This is a genomic window from Sphingomonas sp. GC_Shp_3 (assembly GCF_026540945.1).
GTDB lineage: Bacteria > Pseudomonadota > Alphaproteobacteria > Sphingomonadales > Sphingomonadaceae > Sphingomonas.
In genome coordinates, this window is the sequence record NZ_JALNUT010000001.1 from 498244 (window position 1) to 521395 (window position 23152).

At 63.9% G+C, this 23152-nt stretch carries 25 protein-coding genes and 1 tRNA gene; 13 read left to right on the forward strand and 13 right to left on the reverse strand.

The features are described 5' to 3' along the window. Positions 1 to 10: 10 nt before the first annotated feature. Complete coding sequence (locus OXR00_RS02455; protein ID WP_267386451.1) at positions 11 to 496, forward strand: type II toxin-antitoxin system RatA family toxin; 486 nt, start codon at positions 11 to 13, stop codon at positions 494 to 496. Here the strand turns inward: OXR00_RS02455 and OXR00_RS02460 are convergent. From OXR00_RS02460 to OXR00_RS02470, 3 genes are all read right to left on the reverse strand, one after another. Continuing rightward, the gene (locus OXR00_RS02460) at positions 430 to 957 is read right to left on the reverse strand and encodes a CinA family protein (protein ID WP_242147097.1); all 528 of its coding nucleotides are present in this window, start codon (positions 955 to 957) and stop codon (positions 430 to 432) included. The two genes, OXR00_RS02455 and OXR00_RS02460, sit on opposite strands and share 67 nt — an antisense overlap. 2 nt (positions 958 to 959) lie before the next feature. Further along, complete coding sequence (locus OXR00_RS02465; protein WP_242146330.1) at positions 960 to 1409, reverse strand: hypothetical protein; 450 nt, start codon at positions 1407 to 1409, stop codon at positions 960 to 962. Between the two features lie 89 nt (positions 1410 to 1498). Continuing rightward, positions 1499 to 2647: a bifunctional 2-C-methyl-D-erythritol 4-phosphate cytidylyltransferase/2-C-methyl-D-erythritol 2,4-cyclodiphosphate synthase gene (locus OXR00_RS02470; protein ID WP_267386452.1), complete on the reverse strand. Its 1149-nt coding sequence runs from the start codon at positions 2645 to 2647 to the stop codon at positions 1499 to 1501. Between the two features lie 166 nt (positions 2648 to 2813). On the opposite strand from OXR00_RS02470, the gene dusB reads away from it, so the two are divergent. From dusB to hflX, 7 genes are all read left to right on the forward strand, one after another. Continuing rightward, the gene (gene dusB, locus OXR00_RS02475; RefSeq protein WP_267387122.1) at positions 2814 to 3746 is read left to right on the forward strand and encodes a tRNA dihydrouridine synthase DusB; all 933 of its coding nucleotides are present in this window, start codon (positions 2814 to 2816) and stop codon (positions 3744 to 3746) included. Beyond that, positions 3715 to 4812 (forward strand): ATP-binding protein, encoded by a 1098-nt coding sequence (locus OXR00_RS02480; protein ID WP_267386453.1) that lies wholly within the window; start codon positions 3715 to 3717, stop codon positions 4810 to 4812. Before dusB ends, OXR00_RS02480 begins: the two co-directional genes overlap by 32 nt. Then, a complete protein-coding gene (gene ntrC / locus OXR00_RS02485) occupies positions 4809 to 6227 on the forward strand; it encodes a nitrogen regulation protein NR(I) (protein WP_267386454.1) in 1419 nt (472 codons plus the stop codon). The genes OXR00_RS02480 and ntrC overlap by 4 nt, the downstream gene beginning before the upstream one ends. Before the next feature lie 88 nt (positions 6228 to 6315). Further along, a complete protein-coding gene (locus OXR00_RS02490) occupies positions 6316 to 8526 on the forward strand; it encodes an ATP-binding protein (protein ID WP_267386455.1) in 2211 nt (736 codons plus the stop codon). A gap of 3 nt (positions 8527 to 8529) precedes the next feature. Continuing rightward, positions 8530 to 9903, forward strand: a complete 1374-nt coding sequence (locus OXR00_RS02495) for a sigma-54 dependent transcriptional regulator (protein ID WP_242146335.1) — start codon at positions 8530 to 8532, stop codon at positions 9901 to 9903. 33 nt (positions 9904 to 9936) lie between these two features. Then, entirely contained in the window at positions 9937 to 10503 is a 567-nt protein-coding gene (gene hfq, locus OXR00_RS02500; RefSeq protein ID WP_267387123.1) for an RNA chaperone Hfq, read from the forward strand. A 10-nt stretch (positions 10504 to 10513) separates the two neighbouring features. Then, a complete protein-coding gene (gene hflX / locus OXR00_RS02505; protein WP_267386456.1) occupies positions 10514 to 11800 on the forward strand; it encodes a GTPase HflX in 1287 nt (428 codons plus the stop codon). A gap of 20 nt (positions 11801 to 11820) precedes the next feature. Here the strand turns inward: hflX and mazG are convergent, their stop codons facing one another. The 10 genes from mazG to OXR00_RS02555 are packed head-to-tail and all read right to left on the reverse strand — an operon-like array spanning position 11821 to position 20693. Then, the gene (mazG, locus tag OXR00_RS02510) at positions 11821 to 12573 is read right to left on the reverse strand and encodes a nucleoside triphosphate pyrophosphohydrolase (protein WP_267386457.1); all 753 of its coding nucleotides are present in this window, start codon (positions 12571 to 12573) and stop codon (positions 11821 to 11823) included. A gap of 38 nt (positions 12574 to 12611) precedes the next feature. Further along, a complete protein-coding gene (locus OXR00_RS02515) occupies positions 12612 to 12827 on the reverse strand; it encodes a hypothetical protein (protein ID WP_267386458.1) in 216 nt (71 codons plus the stop codon). Beyond that, entirely contained in the window at positions 12824 to 13588 is a 765-nt protein-coding gene (locus OXR00_RS02520) for an MBL fold metallo-hydrolase (protein ID WP_267386459.1), read from the reverse strand. The genes OXR00_RS02515 and OXR00_RS02520 overlap by 4 nt, the downstream gene beginning before the upstream one ends. Continuing rightward, complete coding sequence (locus tag OXR00_RS02525; protein ID WP_267386460.1) at positions 13585 to 14361, reverse strand: TatD family hydrolase; 777 nt, start codon at positions 14359 to 14361, stop codon at positions 13585 to 13587. Before OXR00_RS02525 ends, OXR00_RS02520 begins: the two co-directional genes overlap by 4 nt. Beyond that, positions 14361 to 15935, reverse strand: coding sequence for a methionine--tRNA ligase (gene metG, locus OXR00_RS02530; RefSeq protein WP_267386462.1), 1575 nt, complete (start codon positions 15933 to 15935; stop codon positions 14361 to 14363). Before metG ends, OXR00_RS02525 begins: the two co-directional genes overlap by 1 nt. A gap of 9 nt (positions 15936 to 15944) precedes the next feature. Next, positions 15945 to 16937: an AAA family ATPase gene (locus OXR00_RS02535; protein WP_267386464.1), complete on the reverse strand. Its 993-nt coding sequence runs from the start codon at positions 16935 to 16937 to the stop codon at positions 15945 to 15947. After that, positions 16934 to 17575, reverse strand: coding sequence for a dTMP kinase (gene tmk, locus OXR00_RS02540; RefSeq protein ID WP_267386465.1), 642 nt, complete (start codon positions 17573 to 17575; stop codon positions 16934 to 16936). The genes OXR00_RS02535 and tmk overlap by 4 nt, the downstream gene beginning before the upstream one ends. A gap of 4 nt (positions 17576 to 17579) precedes the next feature. Further along, the gene (locus OXR00_RS02545; RefSeq protein WP_267386466.1) at positions 17580 to 18743 is read right to left on the reverse strand and encodes a D-alanyl-D-alanine carboxypeptidase family protein; all 1164 of its coding nucleotides are present in this window, start codon (positions 18741 to 18743) and stop codon (positions 17580 to 17582) included. A gap of 25 nt (positions 18744 to 18768) precedes the next feature. After that, the gene (locus OXR00_RS02550; protein ID WP_267386467.1) at positions 18769 to 19713 is read right to left on the reverse strand and encodes an SPOR domain-containing protein; all 945 of its coding nucleotides are present in this window, start codon (positions 19711 to 19713) and stop codon (positions 18769 to 18771) included. Continuing rightward, positions 19713 to 20693 carry a lytic murein transglycosylase gene (locus OXR00_RS02555; RefSeq protein WP_267387124.1) on the reverse strand — a complete coding sequence of 327 codons (981 nt, stop codon included), beginning with the start codon at positions 20691 to 20693 and terminating at the stop codon, positions 19713 to 19715. The genes OXR00_RS02550 and OXR00_RS02555 overlap by 1 nt, the downstream gene beginning before the upstream one ends. 226 nt (positions 20694 to 20919) lie before the next feature. Between OXR00_RS02555 and OXR00_RS02560 the strand changes: the two genes are divergently transcribed. The 5 genes from OXR00_RS02560 (at position 20920) to OXR00_RS02580 (ending at position 23127) form a co-directional block, all read left to right on the forward strand. Further along, positions 20920 to 21009 (forward strand) — tRNA-Ser (locus tag OXR00_RS02560). 322 nt (positions 21010 to 21331) lie between these two features. Further along, positions 21332 to 21787 (forward strand): LuxR C-terminal-related transcriptional regulator, encoded by a 456-nt coding sequence (locus OXR00_RS02565; RefSeq protein ID WP_267386468.1) that lies wholly within the window; start codon positions 21332 to 21334, stop codon positions 21785 to 21787. A 41-nt stretch (positions 21788 to 21828) separates the two neighbouring features. Further along, positions 21829 to 22182: a hypothetical protein gene (locus OXR00_RS02570; protein ID WP_267386470.1), complete on the forward strand. Its 354-nt coding sequence runs from the start codon at positions 21829 to 21831 to the stop codon at positions 22180 to 22182. Between the two features lie 25 nt (positions 22183 to 22207). After that, complete coding sequence (locus OXR00_RS02575; protein WP_267386472.1) at positions 22208 to 22654, forward strand: hypothetical protein; 447 nt, start codon at positions 22208 to 22210, stop codon at positions 22652 to 22654. Then, a complete protein-coding gene (locus OXR00_RS02580) occupies positions 22636 to 23127 on the forward strand; it encodes a hypothetical protein (RefSeq protein ID WP_267386473.1) in 492 nt (163 codons plus the stop codon). The genes OXR00_RS02575 and OXR00_RS02580 overlap by 19 nt, the downstream gene beginning before the upstream one ends. Positions 23128 to 23152: the final 25 nt, after the last annotated feature.

A 23152-nucleotide genomic window follows, 5' to 3' on the forward strand; every position in this document is an offset into this window, starting at 1 on the left:
GTAGCACACTTTGCCTAAGCATCACGAAACGCGCCGCCTGCCGTATACGCCAGAGCAGATGTTCGAGCTGGTCGCCGATGTCGCACGATACCCGGAGTTCCTGCCGTGGGTATCCGCGATGCGGGTGCGGTCGAACACCGATACGCAGATGGTTGCCGACATGATCGTCGGCTTCAAGGGCCTGCGCGAGACGTTCACCTCGAAGATCGATAAGGAACGGCCAAACCGGGTGCATGTCGATTATGTCGACGGACCGCTGAAATATCTGCGTAACGATTGGGTTTTCCGCCCGGAGGGCACTGGTTGCGCGGTCGATTTCACGGTCGATTTTGCGTTCAAGAATCGCGTGTTCGAGATGTTGGCCGGGCAGGTGTTCGGTGTTGCGCTCCGCAAGATGATCGGTGCGTTCGAGGAACGCGCCGCCATGCTTTACGGGGCTTCGTCCCGCTCTGTTGCAGACGGCAGCAACAATTCGAGCGCGCATAACGCCGCCTGAAGGCGGATGCCGCCGCGGCCGATATCGCCGAACTGCTTGCGATCCGCGACGACATGCTGCGGGTCCGCGCCCCGCTCGGCGCGCGCGAACACGACCGTACCAACCGGTTTCTTCTCGGTGCCGCCATCGGGGCCCGCGACGCCGGTGATCGCCACGGCGATATCCGCGCCGCTTGCCTCCAACGCGCCTTGCGCCATGCTCCACGCAGTCGCGATCGAAACCGCGCCGAACGTGTCGAGCACATCCGGGCTGACGTTGAGCGTGTCGACCTTCGCGTCGTTGGAATACGTGATGTAGCCGCGTTCGAACATGGCGGACGAACCCGGGATTTCGGTAATCGCAGCCGCAACGAGGCCACCGGTGCAGCTTTCCGCGACGCAGATCGTGCGGCCGGCCGCAAGGTTGGTATCGACCGCCTTCTGGGCGGCGGCGACGAGTTCGGCAGGCAGGATGGTCAGCATCGTCACTGGGCTCCGAACGGACAAATGGGAATAGCGGCTGGCTTGACGCCGTTCTTGCGGTCGGTTGCCGCGATCTGCATCGCCGCAACGATCGCACCGACCGCGTTCTTGGGCGGCAACGGCGCGATCATGGTGAGAAACCGGTTGGCCGGACCGCAATCCGCCGGCGTCACCTGCTGCGCAACGATCGGCCCCGCAAGCGAGATTAGCATCAGCCGGGCGAGATCGTTATCGAGCATCGGCGTCGCTTCGGGCGGCAGGATTTTGGCCAACGCCCGTCTCGTATTCGGCCAATTCGCATCGGCAAGCGCGCGGTAATTGTCGCCAAACGCCCGTCCGGGCGAGCGCAACAGCGCGGTAGGCGGCAGCTGCGTCGCACAGGTGCGGCCCACCTCCTCCAATGCATCGGGGATGACGGTGATGAGCAGCGATTCCGCCTCGGGCGCAGTCACGCAAGCGCGTGCACGAAGCGGCTGGGCGACAGCGTTTGAGGCAAGCGCGCACGCGGCAGCGGCAACCGCGAGAAGACGCCGGGTTCTCATCATGCCGCGATCCTGATCGTCGCCACCGCCTGCGCTGCGATGCCCTCGCCACGACCGGTGAAGCCGAGCCGTTCGGTCGTGGTCGCCTTGACGCTGATCTGACCGGGAGCCACCTGCAGCAGATCGGCGATACGTGTGCGCATACCCTCGCGGTGGGGGCCGATCTTGGGGGCCTCGCAGATGATGGTAAGGTCGATGAAGTCGATGATCCCACCGCGGCGCGCGATCAGCGTGGCGGCATGCTGGAGGAACTGCGCCGAGTTCGCGCCACGCCACTGCGGATCGCTCGGCGGGAAGTGCATGCCGATATCGCCATCCGCGATCGTACCCAGCAACGCGTCGGTGACCGCGTGGAGCGCGACGTCGGCATCGCTATGGCCCGACAGCCCCTTGTCGTGCGGAATCAACAACCCGCCCAGCCACAGCTCCTCGCCCTCGACGAGGCGATGAACGTCATAGCCGGTGGCGGTACGCACGCGCAGGGTGGCGGCATGGCGCGCTTCGGCGGCGGCGAAATCGGACGGGTGGGTGATCTTCTCGAGCATCGGGTCGCCTTGGACGATGGAGACATTATAGCCGGATCGCGCGACCATCTGCGCGTCGTCGGTCGCTTCCGCATGTTCGGGCCAGTCGCGGTGTGCGGCCAGCACCTCGGCGAAGCGGAACGCCTGCGGAGTTTGCACCCGGTAAAGGTAATCGCGCGAGACCGTCTCCCCGAGCGTGCCGTCGTGGCGCACCAGCGTGTCGGCGACGGCAAGCGCGGGAATCGCACCGACATCCGAGTCGAGCGCGGCGACCAGCCGGTCGATCACGTCGGCCGAGAGGAACGGGCGGGCGGCATCATGGATCAGCACGCGATCGGGCGCTTCGGCGGCGAGCGCCTGCAAGCCGTTGCAAACCGAATCGCGGCGGGTCATGCCCCCAATGACGAACGGCACGTCACCGAGAGTCTCGGCGAGCAGCGCCTCCTGACCGGCGCCGATTACCACCAGCACGCCCGCAATGGCGGAATGCGCGGCGAACGCGGCGTGGCTGTGTGCGAGTAGCGGTTTGCCGGCGAGGGAGGCGAACTGTTTGGGAAGCGCGCTGCCGCTGCGCAGGCCCTGCCCGGCGGCTACGATGATCGCGTATGTTTTGGGTGACGACATGATGCCAGCGCCTAGCCCAAGCCGCCGCGACTGCCAACCTTGCCGCATCGGCGCCCTTCGCGTATAGACTGCCTGTTTTTCAGGCAGACCCACAGTGACAGCGCGCACCCTCGCTCCTATTCAGATCGGCCCCGTCACGATTTCGCAGCCAGTGATCCTGGCGCCGATGACGGGCGTGACCGACATGCCATTCCGGACGATCGTACGGCGCTACGGCTCCGGGCTCAACGTCACCGAGATGGTGGCGAGCCAAGCGGCGATTCGCGAAACGCGCCAGTCGTTGCAGAAGGCGGCATGGCATCCGATCGAAGACCCGGTGTCGATGCAGCTTGTCGGCTGTACGCCCCATGAGATGGGCGAGGCCGCCAAGCTATCGGAGGACCGTGGCGCCGCGATCATCGACATCAACATGGGCTGCCCGGTGCGCAAGGTGACCAACGGCGATGCCGGATCGGCGCTGATGCGCGATCTCGTCAGCGCTGCCGCGATCGTCAAAGGCGTGGTCGATGCGGTGAAGGTGCCGGTCACGCTGAAGATGCGGATGGGCTGGGATCATTCCAGTCTCAACGCGCCGGAACTCGCCCATATCGCCGAGGATCTCGGGGTGAAACTGATTACCGTGCACGGCCGCACCCGCAACCAGATGTACAAGGGCAGCGCCGACTGGGCGTTCATCCGCAAGGTCAAGGACGCGGTGCGCGTGCCGGTCATCGCCAATGGCGACATCTGTTCGATCGAGGATGCCGAGGCGGCGCTTGATCAGTCCGGAGCGGATGGCATCATGATCGGGCGTGGATCGTACGGGCGGCCGTGGCTGCTCGGTCAGGTGATGGAGTGGTTCCGCTCCGGCCGCCGGGTTGCCGATCCTACGCTGGACGAGCAATATAGCCTGATTGCAGCGCATTATGAGTCGATGCTGGAGCATTATGGCAACGAGACCGGCGTCAACATGATGCGCAAGCACATTGGCTGGTACACGCGCGGGCTGCATGGATCGGCCGAGTTCCGCAACAAGACCAACCAGATCGCCGATCCCAATCAGGTCAAGGCGATGCTGGCCGAATTCTATGCGCCGTATCGGAGCCGCGCGGCGGCATGACGTCATGATGGTGGAGGCGGGGCCGAGCTTCGCCGAGTTGTTTGCAACCCTCCCCGTTGCGGTGATCGTGGTCGATCCTGAGTTTCGGATCACCTACGCCAACGCTGAATGCGAGACGTTGCTGAATCTCTCCGAACGGCTCATGCGCGGCCAGACGCTGGGCAGTGTGCTCGATGCGCCACGCGCACCCGATAACCGCGACGATCGGCTGTTCGCCGCCTTTGATACCGAGATCGACTTGCGCCGCGGCGGCCGAATTCGTCTCGATTATATCGAAGCTGCGGTGACAGACTGGCCGGGCTGGCGAACCATCACTTTGCATCACGTCGCCGGGTCGCGACGGTTGGGGCATTCGTCGGATCGCGCGTCTGCCGCCCGCGCCGCAATCGGCGCCGCGGCGATGCTCGCGCACGAGATCAAGAATCCCTTGTCGGGCATACGGGGCGCCGCGCAATTGCTGGCGGGGCCAAGAACCGACAATCAGTTGACGACGCTTATCACCACCGAGGTCGATCGCATCGCCGCGCTAATCGATCGGATGCAGGACTTTACCGACACGCGACCGCTTAACATTGAGCCGTCCAACATCTACCCACTGCTCGACCATGCCCGACGCGTGGCGCTCGCGGGGTTCGGTCGCGATGTCACGATCGAGGAACGGTTCGATCCGTCGCTGCCGCCGGTGCTGGTCGATCCCGACGCACTGCTGCAAGTTGTGCTGAACCTCCTCAAGAACGGCTGCGAGGCGCTGACCGCAATCGCGAATCCCCGCATTCTGCTGTCCACCGCATATAGACATGGGATGGCGGTCAGTCCGTCACCGGGCCGCCCACGCCGGCCGCTACCCATTGAGGTGTGCGTGATCGACAATGGCCCCGGCGCGCCGGAGGAAATTGCCGATCACCTGTTCGACCCGTTTATCTCCGGAAAGCCGGAGGGGCAGGGGCTTGGCCTGTCTCTGGTTGACAAGCTGGTGCGCGACATGGGCGGCATCGTCCAATATGCACGCGAGGGGTCGCCGCTCTCCACCGTCTTCCGCATCCTGCTTCCCAGAGGTTCCGCGTGACCAGAGCCGGCAACATCCTCGTCGTCGATGATGACAATGCGATCCGCACGGTTGTCGTCCATGCACTGCAACGCGACGGCCACCGCCTGACCACCGCCGCAACGCTCGCCGAGATGGAGATGCGGATGGCGTCCGGCATGCCCGACGTCCTTATTACCGACGTGGTGCTGCCCGACGGCAACGGCCTCGACATGGTAGAGCGCTTGCTGGTCGAACATCCCGGCCTGCCGGTGATCGTGCTGTCCGCGCAGAACACATTGACGACGGCCGTGCGCTCCACTGAGGTTGGCGCGTTCGACTATCTGCCCAAACCGTTCGATATCGACACGCTCGCGGCTGCCGTTCAAAGCGCGCTCGCGCGGGGCTCCGGCGGCGTGATCGAGCCGATCGGTGAGGAAGACCGCGCGTTGCCGCTGATCGGCCGTTCCCCGGCGATGCAGGATGTCTATCGTGTCATCGCCCGCGTGGTCTCCAACGATCTTACCGTCCTGGTGTCAGGAGAATCCGGCACCGGCAAGGAACTCGTCGCCCGTGCGATCCACGATCTCGGGCCCCGCCGCCGATCACCGTTCATCGCGATCAACATGGCCGCGATCCCGCGCGAACTGATCGAGGCGGAACTGTTCGGACATGAACGCGGTGCTTTTACCGGTGCACAGGCCCGCTCGGCCGGAAGGTTCGAGCAGGCCGCGGGCGGGACGTTGTTCCTGGACGAGATCGGTGACATGCCGATGGAAGCGCAGACCCGGCTGTTGCGCGTGCTGCAATCGGGCGAGTTCACCACGGTCGGCGGCGCGCGCACGATCCGCGCCGACGTTCGGATCGTGGCGGCGACCAATCGTGATCTGTCGCAACTGGTAGCGAACGGCCAGTTTCGCGAAGATCTGTTCTACCGGCTCAACGTCGTTCCGGTGACTTTGCCCGCATTGCGTGCCCGGCGGCAGGACATTGCCTTGCTGGCCCGCCACTTCCTCGATCGCGCTGCCGAAAGCGGTTTGCCGCGTAAGCAACTCGACCCGCAAGCAGTAGCCGTGCTGGAGAGTCACGATTGGCCCGGCAACGTTCGGGAACTCGAGAACATGATGCGCCGCATGGCGGTGCTGAGCCGTGATGACACGATCGGCTCGGGGGAGGTGCGCGTACTGCTCGGCGGCGCCTATTCGGCGATCACGCCCGAAGAGGTTGATCCCGGTATCGCCGCCGCGATCCGCGCACGACTTGAACGTCTCGCCGTCGAGGAGCCTGCCGCACTCGATGACGGTTCGCTGTACGACCGCATCATCGGTGAAGTGGAACGACCGCTGATAGAGGCACTGCTGGAACGGCATGGCAACAACCAGTTGCGGGCGGCGCGCGCCTTGGGGATCAATCGCAACACTCTGCGCAAGCGGCTTGATACACTTGGCATCGGCTAGTGCAGCGACGGCGAGCCGAGCCGGTGACCGGCTGACATGAACGTTTAGTGTGTTTTCTTTGCAACGGTTACGTTGTACCTTTGACACGATGGTGACGCGCGTCGAACCAAATTCAAGCCGGCACAGGCTCCGCGTTCCCGGGCCGACTGCTGCGGTTGAGGTCGCCGCGCTAGGCACGACGGTGGCCATCGCGTTGGCGACATACTCGGTCGTCCACTCACATGCGGTTGCCGAACGCATGGTGCCGCCGGCGCTCAGCGCATTTCTATTGCTCGCGAATTTGCTGCCGCTTGTCGCGGTCATTATCCTGCTTGGACGGCGGATTGCGCGCCATCGCGCACAACGTTCGGCCGTCGCGGGCGGGGGACAGCTTCACGTCAGGTTGGTCGCGATCTTCTCGCTGCTCGCCAGCATCCCCATCGTTCTGACGGTGATTGCGGCGTCCTTCATGTTCCAATCAGGCATAGAATTCTGGGTGTCGGACCGCGCGCGCAGTTCATTCGAAGCATCCATGAACATGGTCCGAGACTCGCAACGTCAGATCATAACGCGCTGGTCGGATGAAGGTCGTGCGATGGCGGCTGACATCGCTGGTCAATCGGCACAGATCCCGATTGATTCCCGTAGCTTCCCCACCTTCCTTTTGACCCAGGCATATACGCGCAGCCTCAGTCAGGCTGCAGTATTTCGTGCGATGCCGAATGGGTCCATCGAGCCGATCTCCGTGGTTGCGATACCCGATCTGTCTGTGCTCAGCCGGCGTGCCGACCGCGCGATCCTTGAGATCGTAAAGCGGCAGCACCGCGCCTATGCCGATCTCGCCAAGGACATGGTGTGGGTCATCACACCGCTGCCTGGGTCGGACGACCTCTATCTTTACGTCGGCACGGTGGCCAATGCCGAATTCCTCAACCGGCAGCACGTCGCTGCCGAGGATGTGTTGAAGGACTATCGTGACATTCAGTCACGGGCGCGCAAGCTGCAGCTCCTGTTCAACGCAGCCCTGTTCGCCGTCGCCTTGCTGATCGTGGGCGTCGCGGTGTGGATCGCGCTGGCCGTGGCCGATCGACTGGTGCGCCCGATCGACGAACTGGTCGGCGCCGCCCGCCTGATCGCGGATGGCGACCTCACCGCGCGCGTTCCCGAACGCGAGGAGCGCGATGAAGTCGGCACGCTTTCCAACGCCTTCAACCAAATGACCAGCCGTCTGCAGGAGCAAACCAGCGCGCTTGAAAGCCGCCGCGCGCTGATCGAGGCGGTGCTGTCTGGTGTCACCGCTGGCGTTATTTCGATCGGCCGCGACGGGATGATCCGGTTGATCAACCGATCGGCTGCAACCTTGCTGAAGACCGGCGATGGCAACCCAGTCGGCCGGCAGCTTTCGTTGATGGCGCCAGAACTGGGTGCGCTGATCGCCAGCGAGGACCGTGAAGCGATTGTCGAGGTCGACGCCGGCGGTGAGGCCAAGACCTTGGCGGTGAAGATCACCCGCGCCGCCGAAGGCCCGATCCTGACGTTTGATGATATCACCGGGCAGTTGCTCGACCAGCGGCGGGCTGCCTGGTCGGATGTCGCCCGGCGGATCGCGCACGAGATCAAGAACCCGCTGACCCCGATCCAGCTCGCCGCCGAGCGGCTCCAGCGCCGCTATGGTAAGCAGATCGTGGCTGACGACGGCACATTCGCGCGGCTGACCGATACGATCGTTCGCCAAGTCGGTGATCTGCGGCGGATGGTCGATGAGTTTTCGTCGTTCGCGCGCATGCCAAAGCCGATGTTCCGCCGCGAGTCCCTGCTCGACCTCGCGCGACAGACCTTGTTCCTGCACGAAGTCGCACATCCGCAGATCCGCTTCGTGCTTCAGTATGACGAACCCGGTCCGGCGTTGATATGTGACCGACGCCAGATCAGCCAGGCGCTGACCAACATCGTCAAGAACGCGGTAGAAGCGATTGAAGCGAAGGGAGAATCCGCCGAGGGTGCGGTCTCGATGGCGCTTTCGAACGATAGCATGTCGGCCACGATTGTCGTGCGCGACACTGGCGTCGGTCTGCCGGCGAACCGCGACCGCATCGTCGAACCCTATGTCACGACGCGCGCGCGCGGCACCGGCCTAGGGCTCGCGATTGTTACCAAGATCGTCGAGGAGCATTTCGGCACGATCACCTTCACCGACAATCCCGGCGGCGGCACGTGCGTAGCCATTCGCTTCGACACCAGTGCGCTCGCCGCTCTCGATCAGGGGAACGCGCCCGTGACCGACCAGCATGCGCCCGAACTTTCTCAGAACCGGACATAGAACATGGCACTCGATATCCTCATCGTCGACGACGAGCATGACATCCGCGATCTGGTGGCGGGCGTGCTGGAAGACGAGGGCTACGGCACCCGTAGTGCCGCGAACAGCGACGGAGCGCTGGAGGCGATCTCGATGCGTCGTCCCTCGCTGGTATTGCTCGACGTGTGGTTGCACGGTTCGCGGCTAGACGGGCTGGATCTGCTCGACGAGATCAAGCGTCGCGACTCCACCATTCCCGTGTTGATGATCTCCGGCCATGGCAATCTCGACACTGCGGTCGCTGCGATCCGCCGGGGTGCGGCCGACTTCATCGAAAAACCCTTTGAAGCCGAGCGGCTGTTGCTGATGGTTGCGCGCGCGACCGAAACCGAGCGCTTGCGCCGGGAGGTCGCTTCGCTTCGCGCCGTGGCCGCTCGGGACGCCGATCTCACCGGCAACTCTGCCGCGATCAACGCGGTCCGCGCCACGCTCAAGCGGGTTGCCGCGACCGGCAGCCGCGTGTTGGTGATGGGCGCGGCGGGTGTCGGCAAGGAGATCGCCGCGCGGTTGCTCCACGGCTGGAGCCAGCGTGTCGACGCACCCTTCGTCATCGTCAACGCCGCGCGCATGACGCCCGAGCGGGTCGATGAAGAATTGTTCGGCGTGGAGGAGGGGGGTGATCTCGTCCGTTCCGGCCTGCTGGAACAGGCGCATGGCGGGACGTTGTTCCTCGACGAGATCGCCGACATGCCGATCGCCACGCAGGCCCGCATACTCCGCGTGCTGACGGACCAGAGCTTCACGCGCGTCGGCGGCACGCGCATCGTCAAGGTAGATGTCCGGGTGGTGTCGGCAACGGCGCGCGATCTCGCCCATGAGATATCCGAAGGTCGTTTTCGCGAGGATCTCTACTACCGGCTCAACGTCGTGCCGGTACAGATCCCCGCGCTGGCAGAACGCCGCGAGGACATTCCGGCGTTGATCTCGCACTTCGTCGCACATTACGCCGCGGATCGGCGGGTGCCGACGCCGGAGATCGCGCCGGATGCGATGGTCGCGCTGCAATCCTACGAGTGGCCCGGCAACGTCCGGCAACTCCGCAACATCGTCGAGCGTGTCATCATCATGGCACCGGGCGACCGGATCGGTCGTATCGATCTCGACATGCTGCCGAGCGAGGTGCTGGGCGACCCCGGCGAATTGGGCAGCGGCGGAACGGCGATCATGGGCTCACCGCTGCGAGAGGCTCGGGAGACGTTCGAGCGTGAGTATCTCCGGGTGCAGATCAAGCGGTTTTCGGGTAACATCTCGCGCACGGCGAACTTCATCGGCATGGAGCGTTCCGCACTGCACCGCAAATTGAAGTTGCTCGGCATCACGGAAGGTCGCGACGAATAGTGGACGAAATCGCCAACCGTACCTAGATTAGCGCTGCGACAATCGCACAACCGACGCCGTAAATGGCGCGCTGCGGGAAAAAACCCGCCAAGAACAAAGGATCGACCGATGGCCGACAAACAAGCCTCCCTCCAGGACCTCTTCCTCAACGCGCTCCGTCGCTCCAAGACGCCGGTGACGATGTTTCTCGTCAAGGGCGTCAAGCTGCAAGGCATAGTGACGTGGTTCGACAATTTCTCCGTGCTGTTGCGTCGTGATGGCCAGTCCCAACTGATCTACAAGCACGCCATCTCGACGATCATGCCGTCGAGCGCGGTTGATATCGCCGCAATCATCAACGCCGTCGGAGAAGCGCAGCGTAAGGCGCCGTTGTTGCAGGAAATCTTCCTGAACGCGGTGCGTAAATCGAACGACAATGTGACCATGTTCCTGGTCAACGGCGTGATGTTGCAGGGACATATCGCGGCGTTCGATCTGTTCTGCATGTTGCTTCAGCGTGATGGCATGTCCCAGCTTGTGTACAAACATGCGGTGTCCACCATCCAGCCGGCGCACCCATTGAACCTCGCCGACGAACAGGCGGATATTGACGAAGAATGAGAGCAAGACCTTGACGACAGGTTTCGAGCGCGACCGTGATGAATTTGCCCGCGGTGCGCGCGCAATCGTCGTGTATCCCGATCATGGCGCCTCGGCACGGGATGCCGAGGCGCGGCTGGAAGAGACCTCCGGACTTGCCGCCGCGATTGGCGTGACGGTGGTGGAAAAGGTGCCGCTGCGGGTGCGCGCGCCTAAACCGGCGACGCTGATTGGCAGCGGGCAGGTCGAACAGCTCGCTGCGTCGGTACGTATGGAGGAAGCGGGGCTGGTCGTGTTCGATGCCGCGCTCACGCCGGTCCAGCAACGCAACCTGGAAACGGCGCTTGAAGCAAAGGTGATCGACCGTACCGGATTGATCCTGGAGATCTTCGGCGAACGCGCAGCAACGGCCGAGGGGCGGTTGCAGGTTGAACTTGCTCATCTCGATTATCAGGCCGGCCGGCTGGTGCGTAGCTGGACCCACTTGGAGCGGCAACGTGGCGGTTTCGGCTTCCTGGGCGGTCCGGGCGAAACACAGATCGAAGCGGATCGCCGCCTGATCCGCGACCGTATGGCGCGGCTCCGCAAGGAACTTGAGTCCGTCAGCCGCACCCGCGGTCTGCACCGTGAACGGCGCCAGCGCGCCCCGTGGCCCGTGATTGCGCTGGTCGGCTATACCAATGCGGGGAAGTCGACACTGTTCAATCGGCTCACCGGTGCGCATGTCATGGCGGAGGATCTGTTGTTCGCCACCCTTGATCCGACCTTGCGGCAGATTTCCCTCCCCGGAATCGACAAGGCAATCCTGTCGGACACCGTTGGGTTTGTTTCGGAACTGCCCACCCAGCTCGTTGCCGCCTTTAAAGCTACGCTCGAAGAGGTCGTGTCGGCCGATCTGCTCATTCACGTTCGCGACATCGCGCATCCCGACACGCAGGCCCAGCGCGCCGACGTCGAGGAGGTTTTGCGTGATTTAGGTGTAGCGGACACCACGCCGCGGATTGAGGCATGGAACAAGCTCGATCTGCTCGAAAGTGAGGCACATGCCGACGTGCTCGCGGAGGCTTCGCGGCGTGATGTGGTGGCGATCTCGGCGTTGAGCGGGGAAGGGGTGGATACGCTCGTCGCAACAATTGGTGCACTGCTGACGCAGGGCCATCGCCGTTACTCGATCACGCTCGACGCTGCCGATGGCGCTGGCGCGGCGTGGCTGCACGCGCACGGTGAGGTGCTTGGTCAGGATGTGGATAGCGACCACGCGGTGTACGACGTCAGAATGTCACCTAGCGACCACGAACGCTTTCTGACGCGAGGCTGAGACGGAACGGCGTACGTCGATCACGCTTGGTCTTGCTTTTCGGCGGACTTGGCTTGGCGCCACAATTCCTCCTGCGCGTCGAGATCTCGTGACGCCATCGCGGGGTCGAGTGCTTCCATTGTGCGAAAGCGTCGCTCGAACTTCGCGTTCCCAGCGCGCAGGGCGGCTTCCGCATCGACGCCGAGGTGCTTTGCCCAGTTAACCACTGCAAACAGGAGATCGCCGATCTCTTCCGCGCGTTCGGTGTGCGTTGTTGCGCGGGCCACTTCGGACAGCTCTTCGTCGATCTTTGCACGCGGACCGCTTGCATCAGGCCAGTCGAAGCCGACCCGCGCCGCGCGCTTTTGCAACTTTTCCGCGCGGAGCAGCGCGGGCAGGCCGATCGCCACGCCATCCAGTGCGCCTGACGACGCCTTGGCAGCGCGCTCGTCAGCCTTGATCTGTTCCCAGAGGTGATCGCCGCCATTCGCCGCATCGCCGAAGACATGAGGGTGACGCCGTTCCATCTTATCGCTGATCGACGTGACGACATCGGCAAATGTAAAATGCCCGGCTTCTTCGGCCATCCGGCTATGGAACACGACCTGGAGCAACAGATCTCCAAGCTCATCGCGCAACTCCGCCATATCGCCGCGCTCACATGCGTCGGCGACTTCGTAAGCTTCCTCGATCGTGTACGGCGCTATCGAGGCGAAGGTTTGCGCGCGGTCCCATTCACAACCGTGCGCAGGGTCGCGCAGGCGAGACATGATGGTTAGCAGTCGCTCAATCATCATCCAACCTTCCTAATTCCCCAGTTCGATAATATGTATTATGTTAAATTGCCAGTGTACCGCGGCTGCTCTCTTGCTGCGGTACCCGTGCCTGTCGCTTGCTGCCATGCCGCGATCGCCAGATACAGCAACGCAAAGATCGCCAGCCATGCGAGCGCCATTTTCACCATCTCACCGACCGGTAGTCTTCGCGAGATCAACGCAGCGACCGGCAGCATCAGCATGACCACGTAAAGCAGCACGTCCCCCGTCACAGCGTGATCTCCAGCCCGTCATGCCCTGGTTCCACCCCGCGCGGCAGCCGCCCGGCGAGCGTCGCATAATCTAGCGATTGATCCATGTGCGTCAGCACCGCGCGCCGCGGCTTCAGCGTCGCGATCCAGCCCAACGTCGTCGCAAGCTCGGCATGAGACGGGTGAACGCGCTCCCGCAGGGCATCAACGATCCAGACGTCAAGCTTATTGTAAAGCCGCTCGGCGTCTTCCGTCATTGCCTTGATATCAGTCGCATAGCCGAGGCTCCTGCCATCGGCTTCGAAGCGCAATCCGGCAGAGGTAATCGCGCCATGCGGCTGATCGACAACACCGATCGCGATGTCTCCCACGATGAGGGTATCAGCCAGATGTTCCATCGTGGCGGTCGGTGGATAGCCGCCCGCGCCGGCAAAAACATAAGGGAAGCGCGTGGTCAACGTGGTGGCTGTCCATGGTCGCGCGAAGCCCCGCACCGGGTGGCCGAGTTCGTGATACACCTGTCGCAAATCGTCGATGCCGTGCGTGTGATCGGCATGGTCGTGCGTCCAGATCACCGCGTCGACCGTGCCGACCCGCGCTGCCAGCAGCTGCGCTCGCATGTCCGGCCCGGTGTCGACAAGGATGCGCGTGGTGCCAGTTTCTACCAAGATTGACGCGCGCGTGCGGGCGTTGCGCGGATCAGCAGGATCGCATGCGCCCCAGTCGTTGCCGATCCGTGGCACACCGGACGACGTGCCCGATCCGAGAACCCGCACCTTCATATGCGTACTTTGTTGAACAACGTGTAAAAATTGCTGGCGGTTGCCGCCGCCAGCGCGGCGAGACTATCCTGCCGCAACCCAGCCAGAAACGCGCCCGTGTCGGCAACGAACGCGGGTTCCCCCACCTTACCCCGATGCGGCACGGGCGCGAGGAACGGCGCGTCGGTCTCAATCAGCAACCGCTCGATCGGCAGGCGCTTCGCTGTCGCCTGCAACGCCTGCGCGTTCTTGAACGTCACGATACCCGAAATCGAAATATAGAAACCGAGGTCCAGCGCGATATCAGCAAAGGCGTCGCTTGCGGTAAAGCAGTGGATCACGCCGGGGAACGCCCCCTGCTCCATCTCCTCACGCAGGATCGCCGCAGTATCATCCTCGGCCTCGCGGGTATGTACGACGATTGGCAACTGCGTTTCCCGCGCCGCGGCGATATGCGCACGAAAACTTGCCTCCTGACGTTCGCGGTCACTCTTGTCGTAATAATAATCGAGGCCGGTTTCGCCGATGCCGACAACCCGTGGATGCTGCGCACGCTCGATCAGGCGCGCTGTGCCGACGTCGGGGTGCTGATCGGCTTCGTGCGGGTGAATGCCGACCGTCGCCCAGACATCCGGCTCGCGCTCGGCGGTGCCGAGTACCTGATCCCATTCGCTTTCCCGCGTTGCGATGTTCAGCATCACCTCGACACCTGTGGCACGGGCGCGGGCAAGCACCTCCTGCTGGCGCTCACCCAATCCCTTGTAATCAAGATGGCAATGGCTATCGGCGAACATCAAGCAGCGCCCTCGCCTACGTCTTCTACCGGGATTTCCAACCGCGGAAACAGCCCGACCGGCTGTTCCAGGCGGAAGCCGCTCTTGGCAAGCTCGGCGTACCAAGGCGTCCCGATTGCGACAAAATTCCGCAGGTTTGCGGCAATACCCATGCGGTCGAGCAAGGTCGCGGCGCTGCGCGGGATGATCGGCTGGATAGCGACTGCAAGCTGCGCGATGCAGATGTAGAGCGTCGCCAGCACCGTCTCCATACGCGCAAGATCGGTCTTGCGGAGTTTCCAGGGGGCCTGTTCGTCGATATAGGCGTTGCAGGCGTATACCGCCTGCATCCAGTGTTCCGTGGCGTGCGACAACGCAAGATCGCTGAATGCCGCCGGAATCGCCTGTTGCACGGCTTTGCCGACAACCTCCAAGAGCGCCTCGTCTGCGGGATCATCGCCGTGGATTGCCGGCAGCGCGGCATCGCAGTTTTTGAAAATCTGCGACAGGGTGCGCTGGGCGAGATTGCCGAAGCCATTGGCGAGATCGGCGTTGATGCGCGTGACGATCGCATCGGCCGAATAGCTGCCGTCCTGACCGAAGCTGACCTCGCGCAACAGGAAATAGCGCACGGCATCGACCCCGAAGCGGGCGATCAGGTCGGCCGGATCGGTGACGTTGCCGAGCGACTTCGACATCTTCTCACCACGGTTGAGCAGGAAGCCGTGTCCGAATACCATCTTCGGAAGCGCAAGCTTCGCACTCATCAGGAATGCCGGCCAGTAAACTGCATGAAATCGCACGATATCCTTGCCGATAAGGTGGAGATCGGCTGGCCAGAATCGCGCAAGTGTCTGACCGTCATCGGGATAGCCCGCGCCGGTGAGATAGTTGGTTAGCGCATCGACCCAGACATACATGACGTGACCATCGCTGCCCGGCACCTTGACGCCCCAATCGAAGCTGGTGCGGGAAATCGACAGGTCGGCAAGGCCGCCTTCCACAAAGCGCAGCACCTCGTTACGACGGCTGTCAGGGCGGATGAAGTCTGGGTGCGCGGCATAGTGGTCGAGCAAAGGCTGCTGGTATTTCGAAAGGCGAAAAAACCAACTCTCCTCCGCCGTCCAGGTGACAGGCGTGCCTTGCGGCGACAGCTTCGTGCCCCCGTCCCCGTTGATCAGTTCCTTTTCATCGTAGAACGCCTCGTCGCGAACCGAGTACCAGCCTTCGTAACGGCTTAGGTACAGGTCACCGGCGTCCGCCATCGCTTGCCAGATTGCTTGGCTGGCGCGGTGATGGTCCGGTTCAGTCGTGCGAATGAAGCGATCATACGAGATATCAAGGCTATCACACATGGCCCTGAAAAGGCCGGACATCTCATCTGCAAGCGCGCGTACCTCGACTCCCTTGTCGCGGGCGGTTTGCACCATTTTGAGGCCGTGTTCATCGGTGCCGGTCTGGAAGCGGACGTCGCGGCCGGCCTGCCGATGGAAACGCGCGATCGCGTCGGCGGCGATGGCCTCATAGGCGTGGCCGATGTGCGGCTTGCCGTTGGGGTAGCTGATTGCGGTGGTGATGTAATAGGGTTCGGCCATGCCGATCCTCTAGGCCGGCGCGGCGAGCTTCGCAACGAGGCCGGCCATTTCATACACCGTGCCCTGTGCGTCTAACGACAGTGCGCGTGCAGTCGTCGATAAGGCACGTGCCGCGTCGTAGCTGTCGAGCGCGACGCGCAGGCGCTCGCCATGCTGGCCACGCGCCATCGCCGCGATGAAAGCGGGTGCGCGATCCAGGAATGCCTCGTAGCGGGGCTGTGCGGCTTTCGGAGCAAGCGCCTTGGACAACTTCACCCGCCGTGCGTTGCTGCGGTCACCATCGCGCGCGATCGCGGCGAGCGCATCATCCAGCGCAGCGAGATCAAGGCCGGCAAACCCAAGCGCTCGCCCCGGCGACCCGGCCCCTGCCCGCACCAACGCCGCGACTTCGGCATCCGTAGCCTGCCCGAGATTCGCCTGGATGACCGAGCGCATATCCACGCTCCCGAGCGGATCGAAGCGCAGCGTGCGACATCGGGATCGGATCGTCGGCAGCAGGCGGCCTGGCGCATGGCTGATGAGGATAAAGATGGTTCCCGCCGGCGGCTCCTCAAGACTCTTGAGCAGCGCGTTAGATGCGCCAGGTCGCTCGACATCGTCGATAGCGTCGATCAGGACAACCCGACGGGGTGAAAGCGACGGTTTCATCGCGAACATCGGCAGTAATCCGCGCACCTGCGCAATGGTGATACTGCGTGCCAGCTCCTGACCCGTCTTATCGGATTCCTTCGGTAAGCGTTTGATTTCGCGATAGTCAGGATGGGAGCCCGCCTCTATCAACCGGCGTGTTTGGTTGCTTTCCGGTACGTCGAAGCCGGGGGGGAGCATGCCCGGCGTCGCCGCCTCGGCCAGCAGGCGCAGCGCCGCGGCGCGGGCGAAACGCGCTTTTCCGGTTCCTTCCGGACCGGCGAACAGCCACGCATGATGCAGCGAACCGCTCGCCATCGCGGCCGCGAACACAGCGTGTGCGGAATCGTTGCCGATGGGTAAGGCGGGCGTCATGCTACGGTAGGCAGAAGGTCGGCAAGACCATCCAGCAACGCCTGTGTGATGCTTTGCGGGCTGGCTACGGCGTCGACAATCCGGAAGCGCCCCGGGTCGTTGCTTGCGAACCGCCGGAAGGCAGCGGCGACATCGGCGTGGAAATTGTCCCCCCGTGCGGCGAAGCGATCAGCCGCGGCACCATCGCGATTTTCCGCGCGGGCGCGGCCCTGCTCCACGGGCACCTCAAGGACGAAGGTACGATCAGGCAGCAACCCGCCGGCGCCGAACGCGTGTAGGGCGAGGATCTCGGCATCGTCGATGCCGCCGGCCAGCCCCTGATAGGCGCGGCTGCTGTCGATGTACCGGTCGCAGATGACCCACGCGCCGGAGCGAATCGCGGGAGCAATGGTCTTCTCGATATGATCGGCGCGCGCCGCAGCGAAGAGCAAGGCTTCGCTGCGTACGCTCCATCGACCCTGCGCGCCTTGCAGCAGCAGCGCGCGGATAGCCTCCGCGCCCTCGCTGCCGCCGGGTTCACGGGTGACGACCACCTCCAGGCCGCGCGCGCGCAGCTCCTCGGCGATCAGTCGTGCCTGCGTTGATTTGCCAGCGCCCTCCCCGCCCTCAAGCGAGATGAAGCGTCCGCGTGTGTTCATGGTGTCAGGCGCCGAACAGGCCCATCAGCCCGGCCCAGGCCCGACCGAAGAAGCCCGCCTCGGCCACGTCGGTTGCGGCGACCAGCGGCAGCTTCTGTGCGGGCATGTCGGGCGCGGTGACGATCAGATCGGCGATGTGCTGACCGGCCTTGATCGGCGCCTTGATCGGGCCGTCATAGGCGACCTTCAGCGATATTTCCGAGCCGACGCCCGCCGGCAAAGTCGCGGTCAGGTTCGAACCGGCGACCAGATCGACGTGATTGGTGCTGCCGCCCTGCACCTCGGCGGTCTCGACCTTTTTGCCCTTCGCGACGATCGGCTTGGCCTGCCATGCGCGGAAGCCCCAGTTCATGAACTTGACCGATTCGTCCGCGCGCTGGCCGTAGGTGCCAAGCCCGGCCAGCACCATCACCAGCCGGCGCCCGTTCTGGATCGCCGAGCCGGTGAAGCCGTAGCCCGCCTCCTCGGTATGGCCGGTCTTCAGGCCATCCGCGCCGGCGACACGGCCGAGCAGCGGATCGCGGTTATCCTGCTTGATCGCGGCGCCCGCGCCCAGTGTCTTGCCCCAGGTGAAGTCGGGTCGCGAATAGAAGCGTTTGTAAAGATCGGGGAAATTGGTGATCGTCGCCTTGGCCAGCGTCGCGAGGTCGCGCGCGGTGACATAGGTCACGCCGCCATCAGGCCAACCGTTCGACGTACCGAAGTGGCTGTTCTTGAGGCCGATCTTCGCTGCCTCACGGTTCATCCGCTCGACGAACGCCGGTTCCGAACCCGAGATGCCCTCCGCCAGCACGACGCAGGCATCGTTGCCCGACAGCGTGACGATGCCGTACAGCAGATCGGCCACGCTGACCTTTTCGCCCGATGATAGGAACATGGTCGAGCCTTGCGAATGCCACTTGCGCCACGTTTCGGGCTGCATCTCGATCATCTGGTCGAGCTTGAGGTCGCCGCTCTTCACGAGGCTGAACGCGACATAGACCGTCATCATCTTGGCGAGCGACGCCGGCGGCATGCGGCGATCGGCATCCTTCTGGTACAGGATCGAGCCGGACGACATATCCTCCATATACGCAACCGGGGCGGGCGTATCGAACACCGGCGCGGCGGCGAGGACGGGCTGCACCGCGACGAGCGCGATGACGGAAGCGGCGATCAGTTTCTTCATGGGACGGTCCTGTTACGCTGGAAGTCTATTCGGTGTGCGCGACACGCGCGTCGCGATAGCCGCGCCGCGCCGCGCCGTCACGCGCGCGATTGGCCGATGCGACATCGCCGTAAGGCCCGAGCTGCACGCGGTACAGCCCACCACCGCCGACGACCCGCCCGCCGAGCGTCCGGGCGAGCTGGTTGGCACGTGCGGCGGCCGAGAGCGCCGCGACCTGCACGATGTAGCCGGAGCGCAGCACCGGAGCCGCCGCACGCGGCGCCGCCCGCGCCGCACGTGTCGGCAATACCGGATCGCGTGCGGTCGGACTGGTGGCGCTTTCCCGAAGTGGTGATCGGCCGACGGCGCGCGGGACCACCTGCGCAGGCGCGACCTCGTCCACATGTGGTTGGGACTGGTCGCGCCTCGGCGGGAGATGCACGGGTGCAGACGCACTCGCTTGCGGTACGCGCTTGCGCAACGCCTTGAGCAGAACCTCGGGCGCGTCGATGCGCGCCGAAGCCGGAGCGCCAGCGCGAAGCGCGGTCTGGTCCTGCGGGCTCGGCAGGGCGGCCCGCACACGAACGCCCACGCCGGGCGCGATCCCCAGCGCGTGGAGCGCACCTTCCGACAACAACACGACGCCGCCAGGCGCCTGACTGGCCGCGACCATTGCGAGGACAGTGCGCCCGCCGCCAAGTTCGGTCAGTTCGACGAAGCTGCCCGGGGCCGCGCCCGCCGCCGCAACCGAGACGCCTCGCGCGCCGCCGTCATCCGGCTGCGCCACCGCGACCGTATCGAACACCTGCCCGCCTGAAGTCGCGCGCGGTCCGGCGCCTTGCGGCATATCCGGCGGCGGCGCATCCTGAACGGGTGGTGCGGGTTGCATCGGCTGTGACCAGCCGGCGCGCGGCGTGTCTGCGGGCGCGGCCGGCGCATGGTGGCGATCCGCACCACCGAGTGCGGCCGACACGGCGATCAGCAACAGCATCACTGCGCAACCGCGTCGGAGAGCAGCCCGACCGATAACGCGTAGAAGTTCGAGCAATTGTAATCGAGGATCACGCGGTAATTCCCGGTCAGGAGATAAGCGGTGTTGCCGGCGCCATCCGGTTCGATCAAGGTGGCGAGCACGTTATCCGCCGGCCATGAGCGGCTCTGCGGCGTAATGCCAAGCGCGCGCCACTCCGCCATCGTCTTCCAACCGCTGTGCCGCTGGAACACACGTGGGCAGCGCGGGCTGACCATGCGATTGACCGCTTGCGACCGATCGAACCCCGCTGGCACGTTCACCGCCACGCCCCAGGGCTGACCACGCCGCCAACCGGCATTGACGAAGTAATTGCCGATCGAGGCGAGCGTGTCGGCGTCGCTCGTCCAGATGTCCGCCCGCCCGTCACCGTCACCATCGCGCGCGAGCCGATTGTAGACGGATGGCAGAAATTGCGGTCCGCCGGTGGCGCCGGCCCAGCTTCCTACCAGCTTGGAACGCGGCACGCCGTTATCGATCATCTTCAGCGCGCCGATGAACTCTTCCGTGAACAGCGCACGGCGGCGCCCTTCAAACGCTAGCGATGCCAGCGCACGTGGCAGATCGAAGCCGCCCATCACCACGCCGTAATTGGTTTCGTTACCCCAAATCGCCACCATGATCGATTCGGGCACGCCCGTCTCATCTTCGATCTTGCGCAACCGCCACCGCTGCGCCTGATAGGCGGCCCGGCCACGGCTGATCCGCTGCGCATCGACGTGGGCGATCCGGTACGGCGCATAGGGCGGCACCGCCGTGCTGGCGGGATTTCCTGGTTGCTGGCGATCGAGATCGATCACGCGCTGGTTCAACGTCAGACTCGGCAGCACCGCATCGAGCGTCCGCTCCGATACGCCTTGCGAACGTGCCTGCACACGCAGCTGCGCGAGAAAGCTCTGAAAGCTGGCATCGTCCTGGGCGTGTGCCGGCGCCACCGGCATTCCGCAGCCAAGCAGCGCCAACGCCGCACCCAATATCGTCAAGGTTTTTGGTAAGCCCCACATGCGGCGACACTGGCACAAGCCCACGCCGACATGAACCCCCAAAGACCGCACCTCTTGCACAAATTGCCGTTCTCGACGTAAGCGGGCGCAGGCGGACGGCAGTTGATCGGACGGCGTGAGGGGGCAGCCCCAAGTGTCTGACCCTGCAGGTCGGCTGTGGTATGGAAGAGTGTCCGAGTGGTTTAAGGAACCGGTCTTGAAAACCGGCGAGCGGGCAACCGTTCCGTGGGTTCGAATCCCACCTCTTCCGCCAGCCGTGTGGTATCGCGTCACGGCAAGCGGTTCAGAATGCAGGACCCGCAGCACAGAGAGTGCCGTTCATGCCTTCCGCGGATCGATGGCGGCAGGCGTTCTGTCACCAGAACCCGCGATTTGAATTCTTACGGGCGTCATGTTGATGCCGGTTCGGCGAGGTTGCCGACCGCCGTCTTGAGCGGGTGTGCGCGTTTCAGACGTTGATGGCGCATTTTGTCACACGGCAGCACCAAAGAGCCACCTAAGTCGGTGCCGCACGCACACCGGACCGCACGGCGAGAGCTTCCCTATCCAGCGGGATTGTCGCAACAATCCCCACAATGGACCGTTCGCGAATCGACACACTTACATCACGCCAGCGCGAAGCGCTGAGGCTTTTGGCTGCCCCGATGCGGCCCAAGGAAGTGGCCGCCGCCATGGGGCTTTCTCCGCGAACGGTGGAGGATCACCTCGCGGAGGCCACCCGGCGGATCGGTGCGGGCAGCTCGCTGGAAGCCGCGCGGCTGCTCGCGGAACACGAACGCGAGACACCGGGAAATCTACGGACGGGTGAAAACCGGATAGAAATACAGGAGGTTGAGCCGGCAGTGTCCCCCTTGCCGGTGAAGTCTGAACCGGCTTCGCAGGGACGGCTGATAACGCTGGGCCTATGGCAACGATCGGCGTTGATTTTCGGTCTGACCATAGGGCTCATCTTCTCGGTCTTCATTCTGATCGCAGGTGGAGAAAGCGTCGCCCGCGTACTCAGGAGCGAAAGTTCAGCACCGCACCGCTAACGCAGTCGCGCCGGTTTCCAACCGCGCGGCGGGGAGAAACCATGTCCAAGCTCAATGACCGCCTGCATGTCGGGCAAAAGATCGCGCCGCCACTCCGTGCACTTGAAGGCGACTTCGAGTCCGCTTTCGCCAATGCCGGACGTTTGATGACCGCCATCGGTGAAGGTCGCCTGAAGGCACGGGCGCCGTTCGGCGTCGGTGTGAAGGCGATCGAACAGATCAACCTGTGCCTTAACTCGATGGTCGACGCAGCCAAGTCGATCGACGCGCTGCATATCTCGCTTGACGAACTTCGCGCTGACTTCGGTCTGCCGGCCACGGCTTTGGGCGACTATGGAGACAAGCCTTCGGTCACGCCGGTCGAAGATGCGCAGCCACTCCGGATCGCGAGCTAGAAACAAATATCTGCGACAGGTGTGTATGCGCTCTTTTGAAATATTCGATTTTTGGTTGATCGCATGCATGGTTCCGCCGCTTTGGAAAGGCGGCGGACCTGAGCGGACGGCGGCCGTGTTGATCGGGATCGCCGTGATCGTGACGAAACTTGCGGTCGAGGGCATGAACCTGACCTACCAAACGGCAAATCCAATCGTGGTACTTCTAGATATCGCTCTAGCCGCGGCTCTATTCGGTCTCGCCCTGAAAGCAAACCGCATGTGGACCATGCTTCTTGCCTCGCTACAATTGTGTGTTGTGATGGGGCATATTGCGAAGCTCGCGCTTACTCAGCTGGATCCGCTCGCGTACTACGTCATTCTGACGAAGTGGGCTTATCTTATCACAGCGTTGCCAGCTGTTGGGGCGATCCGCCACCAGCTGCGTCTGCGTTCTTTCAAGGTAGATCAATCATGGTCACCGTCACGATGAGTATTCATGAAGCACTTGCGCGCGTTGAGGCGGCGACCCGCGACCTCAGCTTGCAGTTTGCGGACGAGCAGCGGCGACGTGGCGAGCCGATCGTCCCCGAGCTGCCCCGCACGGATGCGGAACGCGCCCTCGCCTCCGCAAAGCGGGTGGCACGCGCGCGGCGGCGGCGTGACACCGAGCTGGCGGAAGTCGCCGACCTGTTCCGAGACCCAGCGTGGGATCTTCTCCTGGACCTGTTCATAACCGGAGAGGAGCGTGGCGATGTATCGATCACCAGCGTCTGCGTTGGCGCGACGGTGCCGGGTTCAACGGGCTTGCGCCATCTTGCGGCGTTACAGCAGCGCGGGTTCGTGAACGTCCGCGCGGATCCCACAGACCGCCGCCGGCGCAACATCCGGCTGGAAGATAGCGTCCGGCAACGGCTGATCCGATATTTCTCCGGCCCGGAGTTTCAGGCTCGGCCATTGTCGTGAAAAAGCACGTGAGGTGCATGCGAGG

What these genes read in the sequence shown, in the direction of transcription:
- metG (WP_267386462.1), bottom strand. Translation starts at nt 15,935, where the DNA reads ATGGCCGAACCCTATTACATCACCACCGCAATCAGCTACCCCAACGGC.
- OXR00_RS02550 (WP_267386467.1), bottom strand. Translation starts at nt 19,713, where the DNA reads ATGCTGTTGCTGATCGCCGTGTCGGCCGCACTCGGTGGTGCGGATCGC.
- OXR00_RS02470 (WP_267386452.1), bottom strand. Translation starts at nt 2,647, where the DNA reads ATGTCGTCACCCAAAACATACGCGATCATCGTAGCCGCCGGGCAGGGC.
- OXR00_RS02580 (WP_267386473.1), top strand. Translation starts at nt 22,636, where the DNA reads ATGGTCACCGTCACGATGAGTATTCATGAAGCACTTGCGCGCGTTGAG.
- OXR00_RS02565 (WP_267386468.1), top strand. Translation starts at nt 21,332, where the DNA reads ATGGACCGTTCGCGAATCGACACACTTACATCACGCCAGCGCGAAGCG.
- OXR00_RS02570 (WP_267386470.1), top strand. Translation starts at nt 21,829, where the DNA reads ATGTCCAAGCTCAATGACCGCCTGCATGTCGGGCAAAAGATCGCGCCG.
- OXR00_RS02495 (WP_242146335.1), top strand. Translation starts at nt 8,530, where the DNA reads ATGGCACTCGATATCCTCATCGTCGACGACGAGCATGACATCCGCGAT.
- OXR00_RS02460 (WP_242147097.1), bottom strand. Translation starts at nt 957, where the DNA reads ATGCTGACCATCCTGCCTGCCGAACTCGTCGCCGCCGCCCAGAAGGCG.
- OXR00_RS02520 (WP_267386459.1), bottom strand. Translation starts at nt 13,588, where the DNA reads ATGAAGGTGCGGGTTCTCGGATCGGGCACGTCGTCCGGTGTGCCACGG.
- OXR00_RS02525 (WP_267386460.1), bottom strand. Translation starts at nt 14,361, where the DNA reads ATGTTCGCCGATAGCCATTGCCATCTTGATTACAAGGGATTGGGTGAG.
- mazG (WP_267386457.1), bottom strand. Translation starts at nt 12,573, where the DNA reads ATGATTGAGCGACTGCTAACCATCATGTCTCGCCTGCGCGACCCTGCG.
- tmk (WP_267386465.1), bottom strand. Translation starts at nt 17,575, where the DNA reads ATGAACACACGCGGACGCTTCATCTCGCTTGAGGGCGGGGAGGGCGCT.
- dusB (WP_267387122.1), top strand. Translation starts at nt 2,814, where the DNA reads ATGACGGGCGTGACCGACATGCCATTCCGGACGATCGTACGGCGCTAC.
- OXR00_RS02490 (WP_267386455.1), top strand. Translation starts at nt 6,316, where the DNA reads ATGGTGACGCGCGTCGAACCAAATTCAAGCCGGCACAGGCTCCGCGTT.
- OXR00_RS02575 (WP_267386472.1), top strand. Translation starts at nt 22,208, where the DNA reads ATGCGCTCTTTTGAAATATTCGATTTTTGGTTGATCGCATGCATGGTT.
- OXR00_RS02545 (WP_267386466.1), bottom strand. Translation starts at nt 18,743, where the DNA reads ATGAAGAAACTGATCGCCGCTTCCGTCATCGCGCTCGTCGCGGTGCAG.
- OXR00_RS02480 (WP_267386453.1), top strand. Translation starts at nt 3,715, where the DNA reads ATGCGCCGTATCGGAGCCGCGCGGCGGCATGACGTCATGATGGTGGAG.
- OXR00_RS02535 (WP_267386464.1), bottom strand. Translation starts at nt 16,937, where the DNA reads ATGACGCCCGCCTTACCCATCGGCAACGATTCCGCACACGCTGTGTTC.
- OXR00_RS02555 (WP_267387124.1), bottom strand. Translation starts at nt 20,693, where the DNA reads ATGCCGGTGGCGCCGGCACACGCCCAGGACGATGCCAGCTTTCAGAGC.